Below are 17,609 nucleotides of genomic sequence, written 5' to 3'. Positions count from 1 at the left end.
CATAAAAAATGTTCTAAAAATGGAAGTGAAAATTCATGATAGTTGGAAACCGCTTTTACAGGCGGAATTTGAAAAAGATTATTTTAAGGCATTAATGGCTTTTGTAACATCCGAATATCAAAAAAACACCTGCTATCCGCCAGTATCTGAAATTTTTCAGGCGTTTAGTACTTGTCCATTTGAAGAAACTAAAGTTGTTATAATTGGTCAAGACCCTTATCACGGCGAAGGGCAAGCAAATGGTTTATGTTTTAGTGTCAATGAAAACACGGCACATCCTCCATCGTTAAGAAATATGTTCAAAGAATTGGAATCCGATATTAATAAACCGTATCCAGAAAGCGGCAATTTATTACATTGGGCAAAACAAGGTGTCTTGTTATTAAATGCTACATTATCCGTTAGAGCTCATGAAGCTGGTAGTCATCAAAAGATGGGTTGGGAAACCTTTACAGATAGGGTAATTAAAACTATTAGTGATAATCAGAAAGATGTTGTGTTTTTACTTTGGGGCGGGTTTGCAAAAAAGAAATCAAAATTAATTGATACCAATAAGCATACTATTCTAACTAGCGGTCATCCTTCTCCATTAAGCGCAAATAGAGGTTTTTGGTTTGGAAATAAACATTTTAGTAAAACGAATGCTATTTTAGAAGGCAAAGGCTATTCACCAATAAGTTGGTAATTAATTAACGGTAAAATAATAGCGACCCGCTGTGTCCGAAGCCATAATTTTTGAGCTTATAGAAATATGATCATTATTATAGGAATTAGTTGAAATATGGACTAATTCTTCACCCTCATTATAATAATTATGCGAACCAGACAGGTAATACTTACCAGGTTCCAAAAGCTTAATCCCAAATTTATTCCTAAAAATAGTGTTGTCCAGATTGCAACGAACAAATAAACTTTGATAATCTACTGTTGTTATACCTTCAAGAACATTTAATGCGTTTTCGTTTAATTCAATTAAAGCATACGTGCCATAGGCCGTTTCTTTATATAAATTTAAATTGTAAAAATAGAAATTCTCTTGTGAATTTAGAAGAATATAATCGGTTAGTAAAACCGTATTATTATTTACTGAAACTTGCTCATTATTAAGCATTGTTGAAATATAAATGGTATCATTAACCTGAAAATCAATGGTGTTGTTTTCTATTTGAATAACTGTATCATTTCTAACATTTGTATTGGAATACAGATAATCGTCCTCACCAGGACAACAAATAGAGGCACATAAAGAAATTCCCGTGAGAATTATAATGGATGCAATTTTCATAATGTCATTTATGAGTAGATGCAAATGTCAGGAAAAGGTTGCGTAAAAAAGAAAAATAATAATTAACTCCCTGTAGGTGCTAGTTGGGTTGATTCAGTAGAAACAACTCGGTTTTTAGTAACAACAAATGTTGGTCGGTTTTCAATTTTTTGGTTAACACGTTTCGTGGTTTTGTTACAGCTAAAAATTAATAATAAAAAATTAACTGCAACCAAAAAAGAGAGTAAAAAAGTAATCGTTAATAGCATAAGCGATGAATTTAATTGATCTCAAGGGGTCAAATATAATGCATTTAACTTAAGAATTATAATAATTTTAACATTTATCGATGTAAGGTTACTTTTTAAAGACGTGATTACTAGGCGCTTTAGTCTTGTTTTATTGCGAATATGTTAAAAATTGGAAAAAATTAAACACAAATGTAAAGTTAAATTAACAAAATTTACATGAGATTCTTAAATCCGTAAAAAGTTACAATTGTTATAATTGCAAATTATTGTGCTTAAAAAACCGAATTGTAATAAACGTTTAGTTTTTAGTGTAATTTATGAACTAACCTATCAAAAGGAACCGTTTTCGAAATAATATCCAAGGCTAATAACTGCTTTTGGATTTTGTTGATAGTAGCTTCATCTATGGCACTTTGCGACCATTCCGTTAATGATAGCCACTCCTTAACATCTTCTAATTTCTGATCATAGCGTGATGCAATGACTTGATCGATATTCGGAAGTGTTTTGAAGTTTTTTGTACACTTATTTATAATATTTAAAATGGTTTGTAATTCCGCGGAATGATTTTCAATAAAATGATCACTAACGGCAATTACAAAACAAGGCCAAGGCGTAGGGCAGTTACCTAATCGTCTAAAAACGCCTTTGTCTACTATGGGTTTAGTCATAAATTTTTCCCACATAAAATAATCTGCCGAATTATTTGAAAGTGCTTCAACAGCACCTTCTAAATTTTTTACGACTTCAAAGTGTAAGTCTTTAGTCGTATCCCAATTATTATTTTGAGCATTGATATAAGCCATTAAATGCGATCCAGAACCATACCGACTAATAGCAGCTTTAGTTCCTTTTATATCATTAAGTGACTGGTATGGTGAATTTGCTCCGACATGAATTCCCCATATTAAAGGGGTTTCTACAAAGGTTTGAACAATTTTAGAAGGATTTCCCTCTATAATATCTTTAATAATTCCTTCCGTTAGAATAACAGCAATATCAATATCCCCTTTGCGTAAGGCTTTACTCATTGCTCCAGTCCCACCAGGATAATCATGCCAACGTAAATTGATGTTCTCTTGTTTATAATCGCCATTTTTCAAAGTTAAATACCAAGCCAGATTAAAATGTTCTGGAACACCACCTATTTTTACCGTTTTCATAATGTTATCATTTTATCCAAGGTGTAAATAATCAAATTCTCAACAACCTTTTTTGGGTCTTTGCTAAAAGTTCCATTGGCACGATTTGCAATTATGGCATTTAGTGATAACGCCTGATGGCCTAATAATTTTGACAATCCGTATATGGCAGATGTTTCCATTTCTAAATTTGAAATTCGATTGTTTTCAAAATCAAATGAATCCATTTTAGAATTTAAATCGGCATCCTGAACAGGCAATCGCAACACGCGACCTTGTGGTCCATAGAAACCAACAGCTGTTGCTGTAATACCTGTGAACGTTTTTTCTGAAGAAAAATGGTTTTGTAATTTGGCACTATTGGCAATAAAAAGAGGTCTGGATTTATTACTATGCCAATTTGTATGATTAATAAACGCCGTTTCAATTTCAGGATTCGTAAACTCATCTATTTGATAAAAATGAAGTAAACCAGTTAAATCTAGCCCATGGGAGCCAATAACGAAACTATCAACTGGTATGTCATGTTGTAAAGAGCCTGATGTTCCAACCCTAACAATGTTTAACGATGTTAAGTCCTTTTTTGGCTGACGTGTTTGTAAATCAATATTTACCAAGGCATCCAGTTCATTCATAACAATATCAATATTATCTGGACCTATTCCGGTAGATAAAACGGTTAATCGTTTTCCTCTATAAATACCAGTTTGCGTTTTAAATTCACGTTTTTGAGTGGTGAATTCAATAGAATCAAAATGTTTAGTAATTTTCTCTACACGATCCTGATCACCAACAAAAATTATGGTGTTTGAAATATTCTCTGGTTTTAAATTTAGATGATAAACACTTCCATCTGGATTTAATATTAGTTCAGATTCTTTTATTGGCATGTTTTATTTTTTTATAAGTTCGTTATGTTTGGTGCTGTAATAAAAATCTAATCGGTTAACACCACCAAACACCGTATTGTTGTTAATTTCTGTAGCAAAGTTTCGTAAACCAATAAGGGCTTCATGACCTTTTCGGTTTAATGTGATACTGTTTTCTGTTTCCTCAAAAAACAGGGACAATGTTTTAATTAATTCATGAATTTGAATATCACTATAGCCATAATATCCTTGAAAATTTAAGGCATAACCAACTAAATGACCTCTAGATTTAACAACTTTATCACGAACGATAGTTAAAATGTTTTTCTCTAATACGCCCAAACCACTTTTTAAATTCGGGAAGCGTTTTAAATGGGCTTTAAGGCAACTATTCAAATAAAGAAATGACGATTTTTTAACAATATATGGTTTTAGCAAATTATGATCTTTGCCACAGTATATATGCCAAACGGATCTTGCTATTTCAATATCTGAATCTTGTAGCAACACTTTTTTATCATAATGATCTAAAAGCTGGTTTGCCGTTAATTCTGATAATCCTTTTAAGTTTTTTTCACCTTCTATACGTCCGCTACAGACTAAATAGAGGGGTAAATTTACTTTCCTTTCTTGAAGTAATTTTATAACACCCAATAAATTAATATGGCAAAACAAATCATATTCAAACCAAAGAACTATTTCCGAAAACATGTCTGCTTGGTCTAAAACCGCTAATTCATTTTTTATTTCTTCTTCGTTAATCTCAATGCCATACACATTTTTTAGAAACCCTTTTCGGGTATCTATAAAACGTTGTGAATCAATTTGAACAGGCGTAGGACCATCACACAACATTTCTTGCCACGTTAAAAAAGCGCCCTTAACATCCAATTCTTGTAAATAGTTTGTTAAATGCGTGCCATTAGTTATATGAAGGGAACCTCTTTTCATCAGCCTCCAACACGTTTAACTTGAAACCCTTTCTCTTTTAAAATGGTCATTATTTTATCGCGATAATCGCCTTGAATAATAATTTTATCATCTTTAAAACTGCCTCCAACACTTAAGGTTGTTTTTAGTTCTTTTGCCAAGGCCTTAAAATCTTCGGTAGCACCAGTATAACCATCAAGAATGGTTATTGGCTTACCTTTACGTTTTTCATATTTGCATAAAATGGGATCATCTTGAATCCACAAACCTTTGCTTGTGTCTGCTGTAGCTTCAGATTCTTCTTCAATATGTTCTGGAAAAAGATTCTTTAATTGATCTTGTAAATCCATATTTACTTTTTAATTAACCCTAATTCAATAAGACGCTCATTTAAAAATTCGCCCGCCGTAATGTCATCAAATTGTTTTGGGTTATCCTCGTCAATACAACTTTCTAAAACGTCCAATTTCATATCGCTTATTGGATGCATGAAAAACGGAATGGAGTAGCGTGAAGTTCCCCAAAGTTCTCTTGGTGGATTGATAACGCGATGGATGGTGGATTTTAATTTATTATTGGTATGTCTTGATAACATATCACCCACATTTATCATTAATTCATCAGGTTCTGCAATGGCATCTAACCATTCACCTTTATGGTTTTGAACTTGTAAACCACGACCTTGAGCACCCATTAATAGTGTAATTAAATTAATATCACCGTGGGCAGCAGCACGAACTGCGTTTTTAGGTTCATCTACAATTGGTGGATAGTGGATTGGACGTAAAATACTATTTCCATTATGTATGTAATCATCAAAATAGGTTTCTTCTAATTTTAAATGCAATGCTAAAGCACGCAACACATATTTAGCTGTTTTTTCCAACATGCGGTAGGTTTCTTTTCCAGCTTTATTAAACTCCGGTAGTTCTTTAACTTCTACATTTTCAGGATATTCTGCTTCTAATTTCGGATTGTTTTCTACAAATTGTCCAAAGTGCCAGAACTCTTTTAAATCGCCTTCTTTCTTACCTTTAGCGCTTTCTTTTCCGAATGAAATATAACCACGTTGGCCACCAATGCCTTCAATTTCATATTTTTGCTTGGTTTCTAAAGGGAGTTCAAAGAAGTTTTTTACTTCTCCATATAAATTATCGACTAGTTTATCATCTAAAAAGTGCCCTTTTAAAGCAACAAAACCAATTTCTTCGTAGGCCTTTCCTATAGCATCTACAAATTGTTGTTTGCGTTTTGGGTCTTCGGATAAAAAATCTTTTAAATTAACACTTGGTATCGTATTCATAAGGATATAGTTTTTAATGCGTATGTATTACAAATGTACGAAAACATTATAAAGTTTGGAATACTATTTATTGTTAGATTGTTATTTGTAATAATCAATTTATAGTATATTTGACAAACGAATTTTATGATCAATACAGCCTCATCTATGAGTAATATAACCTATAATAAAACAGGTCTTGATAGTAGTGAGTTATTAGAACTCTATAAGCGTATGCTAAAACCACGTTTAATAGAAGAAAAAATGTTAATTCTATTACGCCAAGGCAGGGTTTCTAAATGGTTTTCAGGAATAGGCCAAGAAGCTATTTCTGTAGGTGTCACTATGGCTTTGCATTCTGATGAATACATATTGCCTATGCACAGAAATTTAGGTGTTTTCACCACGCGTGATATTCCTTTATATCGCTTATTTAGCCAATGGCAAGGAAAAGCCAATGGTTTTACCAAAGGTCGTGATCGGTCTTTTCATTTTGGAACACAGGAATTTAAAATTGTTGGTATGATTTCGCATTTAGGGCCGCAATTAGGTGTTGCCGATGGGATTGCATTAGCAAGTAAATTAAGAAACACGAAGGAAGTTACAGCTGTTTTTACAGGTGAAGGAGGTACTAGTGAAGGTGATTTTCACGAAGCATTAAACGTGGCTTCAGTCTGGCAATTGCCGGTTTTATTTTGTGTAGAAAATAATGGATACGGTTTATCTACACCAACTAGCGAACAATATAATTGTGAAAACATTGCGGATCGTGGCATTGGTTATGGCATGGAGTCACACATAATGGACGGAAATAATATTATAGAAGTTTATACCAAGATGCGCGATTTAGCGGAAAGTGTTCGTCAAAATCCTCGTCCAATTTTAATTGAATTTAAAACCTTTAGAATGCGTGGCCATGAAGAGGCGAGTGGCACCAAATATGTGCCACAAGATTTAATGGATATGTGGGCGAAGAAAGATCCGTTAGAAAATTTTCAGACATTTTTGAAAGATGAAAATATTCTCACCGAAGCAAATGATGTGGAAATGAAAGAGGCTATTGTGTCTGAAATCAATGAACATTTACAAATGGCTTTTGATGAAGAGGCAATAATTCCAAATGAAAGTACGGAATTACATGACGTTTATAAAGATTTTGATTATCAGGAAATTAAACCAAATTCAAACACAGAAGAAATACGCTTAATTGATGCTATTTCTGAAGGTTTAAAACAGTCCATGGAGCGTCATGATGATTTGATTATCATGGGTCAGGATGTCGCTGAATATGGTGGCGTTTTTAAAATAACCGATGGGTTTGTGGACGCGTTTGGAAAAGAACGTGTTCGAAATACACCTATTTGCGAATCTGCTATTGTGGAAACTGCCATGGGACTTTCTATATCTGGAATGAAAGCCGTTATGGAAATGCAGTTTGCTGATTTTGCAACTTCTGGTTTTAACCCGATTGTAAATTATTTGGCTAAATCCCATTATCGCTGGAATCAAAACGCCGATGTAGTTGTGAGAATGCCATGTGGTGCTGGCGTTGCGGCAGGACCTTTTCACTCGCAAACCAATGAAGCTTGGTTCACCAAGACACCTGGATTAAAAGTGGTGTATCCGGCTTTTCCGTATGATGCCAAAGGATTATTAGCAACTGCTATAAACGATCCAAACCCAGTTCTTTTCTTTGAACACAAAGCTCTATACAGAAGTATTCGTCAGGATGTGCCTACAGATTATTTCACCATTCCTTTTGGAAAAGCAGCACGTTTACGGGAAGGTGCTGATGTTACCATCATTTCCTATGGCGCAGCTGTTCATTGGGCTTTAGAAACTTTAAACAACAATCCAGACATTCAAGCCGACTTAATTGACTTACGAAGCTTACAACCCTTGGACACCGAAGCTATTTTTGAATCGGTTAGAAAAACAGGTCGTGCCATTATATTACAAGAAGATTCCTTGTTTGGCGGTATTGCTTCAGATATTTCATCCCTAATTATGGAAACATGTTTTGAATACCTAGATGCGCCTGTTAAGCGTGTGGCTAGCATGGAAACACCAATTCCATTTATAAATCAATTGGAAGTACAGTATTTAGGAAAAGGAAAATTTGAAACAGCCTTGAAAGAACTGTTGGCTTACTAAAAGTGTAAATAAACTTTATATAAAGAAAAACAGCATTGAAATTTCATAATTCAATGCTGTTTTTTATTATTTAATGACTCCCTTTTTTTTTACGGGTTACTCTGTGCTTGCATATTTTTAGCAACAGCTTGGACATCGTCTAAAACGCGTAAAAGATTCTCACTCCAAAGTTTGCTGATTTCTGCTTCGGTATAGCCACGTTTTACCAACTCTAATGTTACATTGAACGTTTCTGATGCATCGCGCCAGCCTTCAATTCCGCCACCACCATCAAAATCGCTACTGATTCCTACATGGTTTATGCCTATTTTATCAACCATATAATCTATATGATCTACAAAATCAGCAACATTTACAGCAGGAGGAAAGCCTTCAATAGTTTTAGCCTTTTCATTTGCTAGACGTACAACTTCGCCATAATATTCAAAAAATTCACCTTGGTCTTCATTGCTTAAAGCCATAACCTCGTCGCGTGATGTGTACCATTTGACACCTAACGAATCGGCTGCTTCTTTTTGAATGCTTTTTAAAGCCTCATCACGAGCCGCTACTTTTTCAGCGTTAACATAAGCATCAAGCGCTACGGCATGAACTACGCCGTTATTATCTTTCATCCATTGTAATTGTTCGTCATCTAAATTTCGACTATGATCACATAGTGCTCTTGCCGATGAATGCGAGGCTATTATTGGTGCTTTAGTCAATTCAATCATTTGACGCATCGCTTCTTTTGAAGGATGAGAGACATCAATCATCATTCCTAAACGATTCATTTCAACAATCACTTCTTTTCCTAGTGGACTTAAACCGTTATGAAGCCATACATCATCTTTTTCACCCGTATTACTATCGCTTAATTGACTATGACCATTATGAGCAAGCGACATATAACGACCACCTAAATCATAAAATTTTTCCACGTTTTTGATGTCTGTTCCAACAGGATAACCGTTCTCAATACCAATCATAGCTATCTTCTTTCCAGAAGCATCAATACGTCTAACATCATCCGATGTTAGTGCCAATTCAATTTGATCTGGGGCAATATCTGTTACTAGTTTATGAATAGCATCAAATTTACCCATAGCGGTTTTGTATGCCTTGGCATACCCTTCTGCAGATAAAGTGTCTTGACCCGTATAAACAATAAACCAAGCAACATCCAATCCGCCAGCTTTCATTTTAGGAAGTGTAACTTGCGACTTTAAATCTTGAGTATAATTTATGGAGTCAGTAAAGTTATTCACATTAAAATCATCGTGTGTATCTAAAGTAATAACCCGTTTATGAATGTCTTTAGCACGTTCCATCATTTCGGGCGTTACAATTACGTCTTCATTAACCTCTGCAATAATTTGTTCTTGTTTTGGCTCATCTTTACAACTCATAACAAGTAAAAAGGATAGGCACAATAGTTGAATAGATTTCATTTGTAGTTTGTTTTAGTATCTATTGGTCAAGTTACAAAAAAGTTAGACGTGTTCAATAATCTTCAAAAAATTGTATCTTTAATCAACCAATTTCTATGAATACAAAAACGATAATCGGAATTTTACTCCTGTTGGTTTTTAATTGTAAAACGGATAAACCTTCAGAATACACATGGAAGAGTCTTCGAGTTACGGCAACGGCCTATAATTCTGTTTCTTATCAAACTAATTCTAATCCGCATATTACAGCGTTTGGTGATAGTTTAAAACCAGGTCTTAAATATATTGCTGTTTCCCGAGATTTACTTAAACTAGGATTAAAGCATAATACACCTGTTTCCATTCAAGGTTTGGAAGGTATATATTTAGTGAAGGACAAAATGCACGCACGAAAACGCAATCAAATAGATATTTATATGGGGTTAAATATTGAAGCGGCTAAAAATTGGGGACGAAAAAAAGTTGATATTGTTTATGGAATTAAGAAAGAATCAGAATTAAAACAACTCCCTGATAAATAATCTTAATTTGTTTCTACTTCCGAAATTATAAGCGGATAAGCCTTTCTAACTTCTTCTATTTCGGTTGAGGATAAATCTGATAAAGATTTTCTAAAATTATTTTGGGAATAGACTTCACGCAAATCAGTGATAGCTTTTGAAATACTATTTTGAACCTGAATAAACAATTCATAAGATGTTTGCCTATTGTGTTCCAACGAAATAATAGCTTTTTGGGGATTATCGGAAGCGGTTAAAAGTTGCTCACCTGAACAGTAACTACAAGAGTTATCCCCATTATTATTTACAAAATTTGAAACTTGTTGACTAATAGCATTCAAAGGGACTAATTTATTATTCATTAATATGTCATTCGAATTATTTAAAACAATACGTAATACGTTGTTATCAGCCGTTAGCGTTGCACAATCATTGGTAGGGCAGAAGGCAGGTAAATTTCTATTAATGCCAGCATCGGTTGAAATCGTGGTTGTTACTAAGAAGAAGATAAGTAATAAAAAAGCAATATCTGCCATGGAACCTGCATTTACGTTTTCGGAGTTTCTGTGATGTCTCATAGTGCTAACAATTTAAGAATTAGATTTTTACAAACACAAAAACAATACCACGAAAATAATTACAAAAAAAACCAGCAACTTGTGCTGGTTTTTTTTCAACTTTAACTAATTCAAACTAATGTTTATAACGTTTAATTCCGGTCCATAATGTGCCATGCTGAATGCATTTTTTCCGTATGGTAATTCTTTTTTGAGCAAACGTTATTAAGGCGTTGGAATCTCGGGAAATCTTTATTAATGCGTGCATGATATGGTGGTTTTTGCTTCTCTGCCTGTTGGCAGCATTGCTTGTTGGTTAATTCTTTAAATGATAGTACTATCTATAACGTCTTTTACTATTCCAAGTAAAACCTTTTGTACTGCTCGTTCTTTTTGATAATTGATTACTGTCTAAAGTTCTCATAATATATTTGATTTTTAATTGATTGATGAATTGTTTACCTAATTACTATCTAAAGCGTCTCTTACTGTTCCAGGTAAAGCCATTTGTAGTGTTCGTTCTTTTCGATAATTGCCATGCCTGCTGGTAGGCGGGATTGCTGTCTAAAGTTCTCATGATATTAATATTTATTGGATTTGTATACTTAATAGACGACACATAAAATATTTTGTTACAGTACTATGCATTACAAAGTAGTTATTTAACATATTTTAACATTTTATAATAGGATAAAAAGTCATTTGAATAATCTGAAAACAGCTGCCATTATTAATGTTATCCTAAATTGTAACTTATAATTTATAAATTTATCATATTTGCTATATATTTATCACGTTTATAATATTTAGGTATAGTTTTTGAATTATAAGCTCTAATAAATTTTCATGAACCTATAAAATGAATATAGTCCGTTACATCATGCTTATTGGGATTATTCTGTTAATTAGTTCGCCTATACATGCGCAAATTGATAGCAATCCCAATACTTCCACTTCCATACCTGCCATAAAAAATGATTCAGGTACTAGTGGTATTAGTATTTCTCCTATAGAAAATAACGGCTTTTCAAATCCTAATCCTGGAAAGGTAAATGGGTTAACGGTTCCCAACAACAAACCATTAAATACGGACAAAAAACAATTTTCTATGTTTGGTGAAAAGTTTGGTAATCCTGGAGAACTTTATGAAGAGCGCTTTAAAAAGCAAGAAAAAAATTTCGATAACATATTTGAGGAAAAAGTTGTAGGTTCTAAAACGGATCAATATTTAGGTGATTTTAAAACTAAATCATCACAGGTTCGCGTCCTTTATCGTGATTATGGTTCTATTGATGGTGACGTAATTCGTGTTTTTGTTGATAAAGATATTATGATGCCATATGCTGTTTTAACTGGTGACTTCAAAGGTTTTGACTTGCAGTTAAAAACAGGCTTCAATGTTATTGATTTTTTAGCTTTATCTCAAGGTGATGTTGCTCCAAATACCGCACAAGTGGTTATAATGGATGAAAATGATGAGATTATTGCTTCCTCTGGTTGGGGACTGGCCAATGGTGTTAAAGCAACACTCATCGTTGTTAAAGAATAGTTTTATTGGATAGTTTCTAACCATTCAACGCTTCCCATTTTTAAATCTCCTAACATTATTGTTCCAATGCGAACGCGAACCAATCGTAAGGTTGGAAAACCAACAGCAGATGTCATTTTTCGGACTTGTCTAAATTTACCTTCGGTAATCGTTATAGAAATCCACGTGGTTGGACCATGACGTGCATCCCTAATTTTTTTTCCCCGTTCTGGAAAATCTGGAGCTGTTTTTAAAATAAAAGCCTTTCCAGGTTTGGTAACATACGGTTTACCGTTCACTGTAATTGAAACTCCAGTTTCTAAAATATGCATGGCTTCAGGCGTTATGATGCCATCCACTTGTACATAATATTCTTTTTCTATTTTACTACTAGTAATAAATGTACTAGTTTGGCCTTCAGTAGTAAGTAATAACAAGCCTTCCGAGTTTTCATCTAAACGACCAATTGCCATAGTGCCTTCTGGGAAGTTATATAATTCACCCAATAAACGTTTGTTACGTTTTTGTTTACCATTAATAATAAACTGACTAATAAAACCATAGGGTTTAAAAAGTTTAAAATGTTGAATTGGCGAATTTGACATGTGCATATAAAATAGGAAAACGCTATGAGGTCGCAAAAATAAGTTTTAAACTATGGTTGTTGAAAAAGTTTCTGTAATTATTTCTAAAAAATTCTTGAATAACCTTGAAAAGAACGTATTTTTGCGCATTGGAAAAATTTATGAGCACGAGTATTTCATTATCAGAATTAGCAGACAGAAAAGAAGGTAAAAACCTATATAGTTATCAAAAAGGGGCTATCAACAAGATTTTTAAAAGTTTTGAAGAAGCACCTGAAGACTACCATTTACTATATCAACTACCAACGGGAGGTGGTAAAACCGTTATTTTCTCGGAAATAGTAAGACAGTATTTAAAACACCACAAAAAGAAGGTATTGGTAATGACTCACCGAATTGAGTTGTGCCGTCAAACCTCTGGTATGCTTACCGAGTTTGGTGTGGAGAATAAAGTAGTAAACAGTAAAGCCAACCTGGACGACCAAGCGCAATACAGTTGTTTTGTTGCTATGGTTGAAACATTAAATAACCGTTTAAACGAAGATAAACTGGATATTTCAGATATTGGTTTGGTTATTATTGATGAAGCTCACTATAACTCGTTTACAAAACTATTTAAGTTTTTTGAAAAATCCTTTATTTTGGGCGTTACTGCTACACCTTTAAGTTCCAACATTAAATTACCAATGAAGGACAATTACGATGAATTAATTGTAGGTGAGAGCATTGAATCCCTTATTGAAAATGAATTTTTAGCAAAAGCGGAAGTCTACAGTTATAATGTAGGATTAACATCTTTAGTTGTTGGTGCTAATGGTGACTATACGGTAAAATCTTCTGAAGATTTATACACCAATAATGATATGCTTTCCAAGTTACTTCAAGCTTATGAAGAGCGTGCAAAGGGAAAGAAAACCTTAATTTTTAATAATGGTATTAATACATCCTTGCATGTATATGACACCTTTAGAATAGCAGGGTATCCCGTAGCACACTTGGATAATACAAACACCAAAAAAGAACGCAAAAAAATATTAAAATGGTTTAAGGAAACACCAGATGCTATTTTAACGTCTGTTAGTATCTTAACCACAGGGTTTGATGAGCCAACCGTTGATGCCATTATTTTAAATCGTGCCACAAAATCCCTTACTTTATATTACCAGATGATTGGTAGAGGTTCGCGAATATTAAAAAATAAGAGCAAGTTTACGGTATTAGATTTAGGCAACAATTTACATCGTTTTGGTCCTTGGGGAGCAGATTTAGATTGGCATCGTATTTTTAGATCGCCAAATTTCTATTTAGATGGTATTTTAGCGGATGAAGAAATTGAGGAAAATTTCAGATATGAAATGCCGGATGATTTGCGTGAAGCATTTGCCAAGTCAGAAGACGTTTATTTCGATATAAAAAAAACATATATAGCAGCGGTAAGAGCTGGTGAATCCTCCAAAGTAGTTCTTGAACGCTCCATAGAACATCATGCAAAAATTTGTGTGGAAAACAGTGAGGATTTATGGGATGCATTAGATTTAGCAAAACAACTAGGTGATGATATTGATTATCGCATTCACCGCTACACGAAGTGTATTAGCAAGAGTACCTTTAATTTTGTGGAATGGTTAAAGGATGATTATCGTAAAAAATTACGGGCTTATTTGCGTAGTAATTTTGATGAAGTATATCTAAAAGTTCATGGAAAACCGCCTGAAGATTAGCGTGTTTACCACCATACAATAAAACTTTTTATAATAGAATCATCAGCCTGTTTTATCCAACAACAGGCTGAATTTTTTTCAATATAAATTCTATTCAGGTCTTCCTGCGAAGCCTCATAATCTATCCAATTTACAGCGTGGTGCGGCTGAATTAACCAATCCGGTTTACTCGGAAAATAGAAACTACAGGTTTCAAATGTCGCTACTTGTTCTTTTCTTAAGTAAATGCCCACAATACAATCTGGATTTAATTCCTTTAGCATAATTTCTTTTTTATAGGGCAAAAATAATTGTGCTTTAAAACAAACTTTTTGCTGAATCTTACTCACATCTAATTTTAAATTTGCCAGTAATGTTTTCGTTTGCGGCTTATAGAGTAGTGGAAGCTGCTTGTTTTTTAGCTTGGTAAGTTTTTCAACGAGACTATCTTTTCTGTTAGGTCCAATAAAATGATCTGTTTCTGAAATTCCTACAGAGTCATCATACACATAAAATTTATAGACAATTTCTAAATGAATTGGTTCGTTATTTAAAGTAATTATAGCATCTAGTTCGCCAATAGTTTGCTTTAGTTCTTGTATTTGAATATTTTCAACTAATATGGAAACCGCGTCATTTTGTTCCAGTTCATTAAAAACAAACTGTTCCACACGTTTTCCTAGACGTAAATTCTTGGGTAAGGTTTTAATATAAGAATCTATTGAATTGTTGGGTAAGGTTAATTGTGAAATTCCCATAATAGCCGATTCCAGCCACAAAGCGGGTGTCTGTTTATAGCCTTGATATTGCTGTTCTATTGAGTCTAATTCTGAATGCATAGTAATACAAATAAACAAAATAAAAAAGACTGCCAAAGTAGGCAGCCTTTAATATGGACTAATAAAAAAATATTAGCTAATTATTCGTCGTTTGATGCCATTAAGGCAAAAAACTTATTGATATTTGGTAAAATAATGATACGTGTACGTCTGTTTTTAGAACGACCATCTGCCGAATCATTTTCGGCAACAGGTAAGTAAAAACTTCTACCAGAAGCAATTAGTTTTTCAGGAGCAACATTATAATCCTTTTGTAATTTTCGTACAACTGATGTTGCACGTAATACACTCAAGTCCCAATTGTCTTTAACAGCCCCTGTATTAATACTTCTAGCATCTGTGTGTCCTTCAACCATAACCTCAATACTTGGTTCTGAATTGATAACATCGGCTAATTTTTGTAAAATATTATTGGCCTTATTGCTCACTTTATAACTAGCGGTATTAAATAATAATTTATCCGAAATGGAAATCATAACTACCGTCTCATCTATATTAATGGCAATATCATCATCTTCATTTAAGCTGCTTGTGTCCATGGATTTACGCAAATTGTAACCAACAGCTAAATTCATGGAGTCTTTTAATGTTTCCGCATTTTGTAATGCCACAGGATCCACATGTTTCAAGGTCTCATTCATTTGCTTACGTGTATCATTAGAGATAATCATATCATCTCCAACGGAAACAAATTTGGCATCATTTTCTTCGGTTAATTGATTTAATTTGGAATTGTAGGTGTCTATTCGCGCTTGAATTTCGGCGAATTTATTTTCTAAATCTTCTTTAGCAACTCGTGTTTTTTGAAGTTCACTTGTTAATTCGCCATTTTCCTGTTGTAAAGCAACATATTTCTTTTTTGAAACACAGGACATGACTACGACACTTGTAAATACAAGAATTGAAATTTTTTTAATCATAATTATAGTTAAGTTTTTAGTTCAATATAATTACGACTAGATGCAGGTTATAGATGTTTCAATCTCTGTTTTTTGATTTATTTAACATAATTTCTATTGGTTTGAAGTACCAATTACCGTGGATAATTCAAAAACTTCCAAATCAAAATAAGGAACGGCAGCCAAAGCATGATCGAAAATATCTGACATAATATATTCATAATTAGCCCAACGTTTATCGGCACTAAAGGCATAAATCTCTAAAGGCAATCCTTGAGAGGTAGGTGCTAATTGACGTACCATAATCATCATGTCTTTATTGATTCCTGAATGGTTTTCAATATAACTTTGCATGTATTTACGAAATACGCCTAAATTTGTTAAATTCCTTCCATTTATTAAAGTGGATTTATCAATGGCGTTAGATGTATTGAAATTAACAATATCATTTTGTCTTTGATTCAAATACGCAGTTATTAACTGAATATCCTTCAGTTTTTCAATTTTTTCATCTGTTAAATAATGAATGCTCTTCGCCTTTAAAAGGATAGATCGTTTTATACGTCTTCCTCCCGAGGATTGCATACCACGCCAATTTGTAAACGAATCCGTTATTAGTGCAAATGTTGGAATATGGGTAATTGTTAAATCGAAATTTTGAACTTGAACCGTGGAAAGGTTAATCTCGATAACATCCCCATCAGCTCCATATTTTTCCATAGTAATCCAATCGCCAATACGAACAGAATCATTAATTGCCACTTGAATACTGGCAACAAATCCCATAATGGTGTCCTTGAAAATCAACAAAAGAATGGCTGATGCAGCACCTAATGTGGTGAAAAATTTAAGAAAGGACAAATTAATTACAACCGCTAAAATGGATGCGAAACCTATAATCCAAATAAACAACATGCCTACTTGAATGTAACTATCTATAGGTTTGTCTCGTAGTCGTGGTAAGGTTTTAAAATAAGATTCAAAGGTTTGTAAAACACTTCTAATAATCCATACGGTTAAAACTATTCCATAAACCTTAATTAATACTATAATATGACTTTCAAATTCGGGGTAATCATAAAAAACAAAAGGGAAGAGTTTTAATGTAATAATTAAGGGAACAATATGCGCAATGTTTCTTGGTGCTTTGTGATTAACTAATAAATCATCAAAATTAGTTTTCGACTTTGCCGCCAAACTATTAAATACATTTATTAAAAGTTTACGAGCAACAAAATCCGCAATTACAATTATAATAAGCAAACCTACTAACAGAGCTAGCATATTAATAGCTTTCGCATAGGATTCAGATAAACCTGCAGCTACACTATAATCATAAATTAAACATTGTAAATCTTGCATACTTTTTAAGCTTTCTTAAGGTAATGGTATTCCACGTAAAATGTACCAAATGGGATAATTGAGGCTAGTAAAACTTTAGCAAGAGTACTATTGCTCCATTCCATTTTTTTGCTAATTACTATAGCTAATATAATGTATGCAATAAATAATATACCATGTGGCATACCTAACATTTTAACATATTGAGGATCGTCTGATAGATACTTTATTGGTGTAGCAATAAAAAGTAATAAAATATAAGAAACACCTTCTAAAAAAGCAATAATGCGAAATAATGGTAACATATAAATAGTTTGTAAAATTAGCTGCAAAAATACA

Annotated in this window: 18 protein-coding genes; 5 read left to right on the top strand and 13 right to left on the bottom strand. The window is 33.3% G+C overall.

The features are described from left to right. Nucleotides 1-19: 19 nt before the first annotated feature. Nucleotides 20-685, top strand: coding sequence for a uracil-DNA glycosylase (locus tag ACN0QX_RS03860; protein WP_417195613.1), 666 nt, complete (start codon nucleotides 20-22; stop codon nucleotides 683-685). Here ACN0QX_RS03860 and ACN0QX_RS03855 read toward each other — a convergent pair whose 3' ends face one another. From ACN0QX_RS03855 to ACN0QX_RS03830, 6 genes are all read right to left on the bottom strand, one after another. Beyond that, on the bottom strand, nucleotides 686-1,285 hold the full coding sequence (locus ACN0QX_RS03855; RefSeq protein ID WP_417195612.1) for a hypothetical protein: 600 nt from the start codon (nucleotides 1,283-1,285) through the stop codon (nucleotides 686-688). A gap of 535 nt (nucleotides 1,286-1,820) precedes the next feature. Continuing rightward, the gene (locus ACN0QX_RS03850; RefSeq protein ID WP_417195611.1) at nucleotides 1,821-2,678 is read right to left on the bottom strand and encodes a substrate-binding domain-containing protein; all 858 of its coding nucleotides are present in this window, start codon (nucleotides 2,676-2,678) and stop codon (nucleotides 1,821-1,823) included. Beyond that, nucleotides 2,675-3,547, bottom strand: a complete 873-nt coding sequence (locus ACN0QX_RS03845) for a nucleoside phosphorylase (protein WP_248399781.1) — start codon at nucleotides 3,545-3,547, stop codon at nucleotides 2,675-2,677. The genes ACN0QX_RS03850 and ACN0QX_RS03845 overlap by 4 nt, the downstream gene beginning before the upstream one ends. A 3-nt stretch (nucleotides 3,548-3,550) precedes the next feature. After that, complete coding sequence (locus ACN0QX_RS03840; RefSeq protein WP_417195610.1) at nucleotides 3,551-4,477, bottom strand: DUF1835 domain-containing protein; 927 nt, start codon at nucleotides 4,475-4,477, stop codon at nucleotides 3,551-3,553. Next, nucleotides 4,477-4,806, bottom strand: a complete 330-nt coding sequence (locus ACN0QX_RS03835; protein ID WP_248399777.1) for a translation initiation factor — start codon at nucleotides 4,804-4,806, stop codon at nucleotides 4,477-4,479. Before ACN0QX_RS03835 ends, ACN0QX_RS03840 begins: the two co-directional genes overlap by 1 nt. 2 nt (nucleotides 4,807-4,808) lie before the next feature. Then, the gene (locus ACN0QX_RS03830) at nucleotides 4,809-5,759 is read right to left on the bottom strand and encodes an isopenicillin N synthase family dioxygenase (RefSeq protein ID WP_417195609.1); all 951 of its coding nucleotides are present in this window, start codon (nucleotides 5,757-5,759) and stop codon (nucleotides 4,809-4,811) included. A gap of 126 nt (nucleotides 5,760-5,885) precedes the next feature. Between ACN0QX_RS03830 and ACN0QX_RS03825 the strand changes: the two genes are divergently transcribed. Next, a complete protein-coding gene (locus ACN0QX_RS03825; RefSeq protein ID WP_417195608.1) occupies nucleotides 5,886-7,892 on the top strand; it encodes an alpha-ketoacid dehydrogenase subunit alpha/beta in 2,007 nt (668 codons plus the stop codon). An 89-nt stretch (nucleotides 7,893-7,981) separates the two neighbouring features. Here the strand turns inward: ACN0QX_RS03825 and ACN0QX_RS03820 are convergent, their stop codons facing one another. Continuing rightward, complete coding sequence (locus ACN0QX_RS03820; RefSeq protein WP_417195607.1) at nucleotides 7,982-9,322, bottom strand: dipeptidase; 1,341 nt, start codon at nucleotides 9,320-9,322, stop codon at nucleotides 7,982-7,984. 95 nt (nucleotides 9,323-9,417) lie between these two features. On the opposite strand from ACN0QX_RS03820, the gene ACN0QX_RS03815 reads away from it, so the two are divergent. Then, a complete protein-coding gene (locus ACN0QX_RS03815; RefSeq protein WP_248399754.1) occupies nucleotides 9,418-9,843 on the top strand; it encodes a 3D domain-containing protein in 426 nt (141 codons plus the stop codon). A 2-nt stretch (nucleotides 9,844-9,845) separates the two neighbouring features. Here the strand turns inward: ACN0QX_RS03815 and ACN0QX_RS03810 are convergent, their stop codons facing one another. Next, nucleotides 9,846-10,400, bottom strand: coding sequence for an ExbD/TolR family protein (locus ACN0QX_RS03810; RefSeq protein WP_248399752.1), 555 nt, complete (start codon nucleotides 10,398-10,400; stop codon nucleotides 9,846-9,848). 838 nt (nucleotides 10,401-11,238) lie between these two features. Between ACN0QX_RS03810 and ACN0QX_RS03805 the strand changes: the two genes are divergently transcribed. Beyond that, nucleotides 11,239-11,928 carry a hypothetical protein gene (locus ACN0QX_RS03805; protein ID WP_417195606.1) on the top strand — a complete coding sequence of 230 codons (690 nt, stop codon included), beginning with the start codon at nucleotides 11,239-11,241 and terminating at the stop codon, nucleotides 11,926-11,928. A gap of 2 nt (nucleotides 11,929-11,930) precedes the next feature. On the opposite strand, the gene ACN0QX_RS03800 is transcribed toward ACN0QX_RS03805, so the two are convergent. Further along, complete coding sequence (locus ACN0QX_RS03800; protein ID WP_417195605.1) at nucleotides 11,931-12,512, bottom strand: pseudouridine synthase; 582 nt, start codon at nucleotides 12,510-12,512, stop codon at nucleotides 11,931-11,933. A gap of 140 nt (nucleotides 12,513-12,652) precedes the next feature. On the opposite strand from ACN0QX_RS03800, the gene ACN0QX_RS03795 reads away from it, so the two are divergent. Further along, nucleotides 12,653-14,212: a DEAD/DEAH box helicase gene (locus ACN0QX_RS03795; protein WP_248399746.1), complete on the top strand. Its 1,560-nt coding sequence runs from the start codon at nucleotides 12,653-12,655 to the stop codon at nucleotides 14,210-14,212. Nucleotides 14,213-14,217: 5 nt separating this feature from the next. On the opposite strand, the gene ACN0QX_RS03790 is transcribed toward ACN0QX_RS03795, so the two are convergent. The 4 genes from ACN0QX_RS03790 to ACN0QX_RS03775 form a co-directional block, all read right to left on the bottom strand. Beyond that, entirely contained in the window at nucleotides 14,218-15,030 is an 813-nt protein-coding gene (locus ACN0QX_RS03790) for a DUF1853 family protein (RefSeq protein WP_417195604.1), read from the bottom strand. An 80-nt stretch (nucleotides 15,031-15,110) separates the two neighbouring features. Further along, complete coding sequence (locus ACN0QX_RS03785) at nucleotides 15,111-15,947, bottom strand: OmpA/MotB family protein (RefSeq protein ID WP_248400617.1); 837 nt, start codon at nucleotides 15,945-15,947, stop codon at nucleotides 15,111-15,113. 96 nt (nucleotides 15,948-16,043) lie between these two features. Further along, the gene (locus ACN0QX_RS03780; protein ID WP_248399742.1) at nucleotides 16,044-17,291 is read right to left on the bottom strand and encodes a mechanosensitive ion channel family protein; all 1,248 of its coding nucleotides are present in this window, start codon (nucleotides 17,289-17,291) and stop codon (nucleotides 16,044-16,046) included. A gap of 5 nt (nucleotides 17,292-17,296) precedes the next feature. Beyond that, nucleotides 17,297-17,575 carry a DUF3817 domain-containing protein gene (locus ACN0QX_RS03775; RefSeq protein WP_248399740.1) on the bottom strand — a complete coding sequence of 93 codons (279 nt, stop codon included), beginning with the start codon at nucleotides 17,573-17,575 and terminating at the stop codon, nucleotides 17,297-17,299. Between the last annotated feature and the right edge of the window lie 34 nt (nucleotides 17,576-17,609).

Source organism: Bizionia sp., assembly GCF_048259285.1.
Taxonomy (GTDB): domain Bacteria; phylum Bacteroidota; class Bacteroidia; order Flavobacteriales; family Flavobacteriaceae; genus Algorimicrobium; species Algorimicrobium hallyeonense.
The sequence above is the reverse complement of the archived record's forward strand: the minus strand, read 5'-3'. Positions and strand labels throughout refer to the sequence as shown.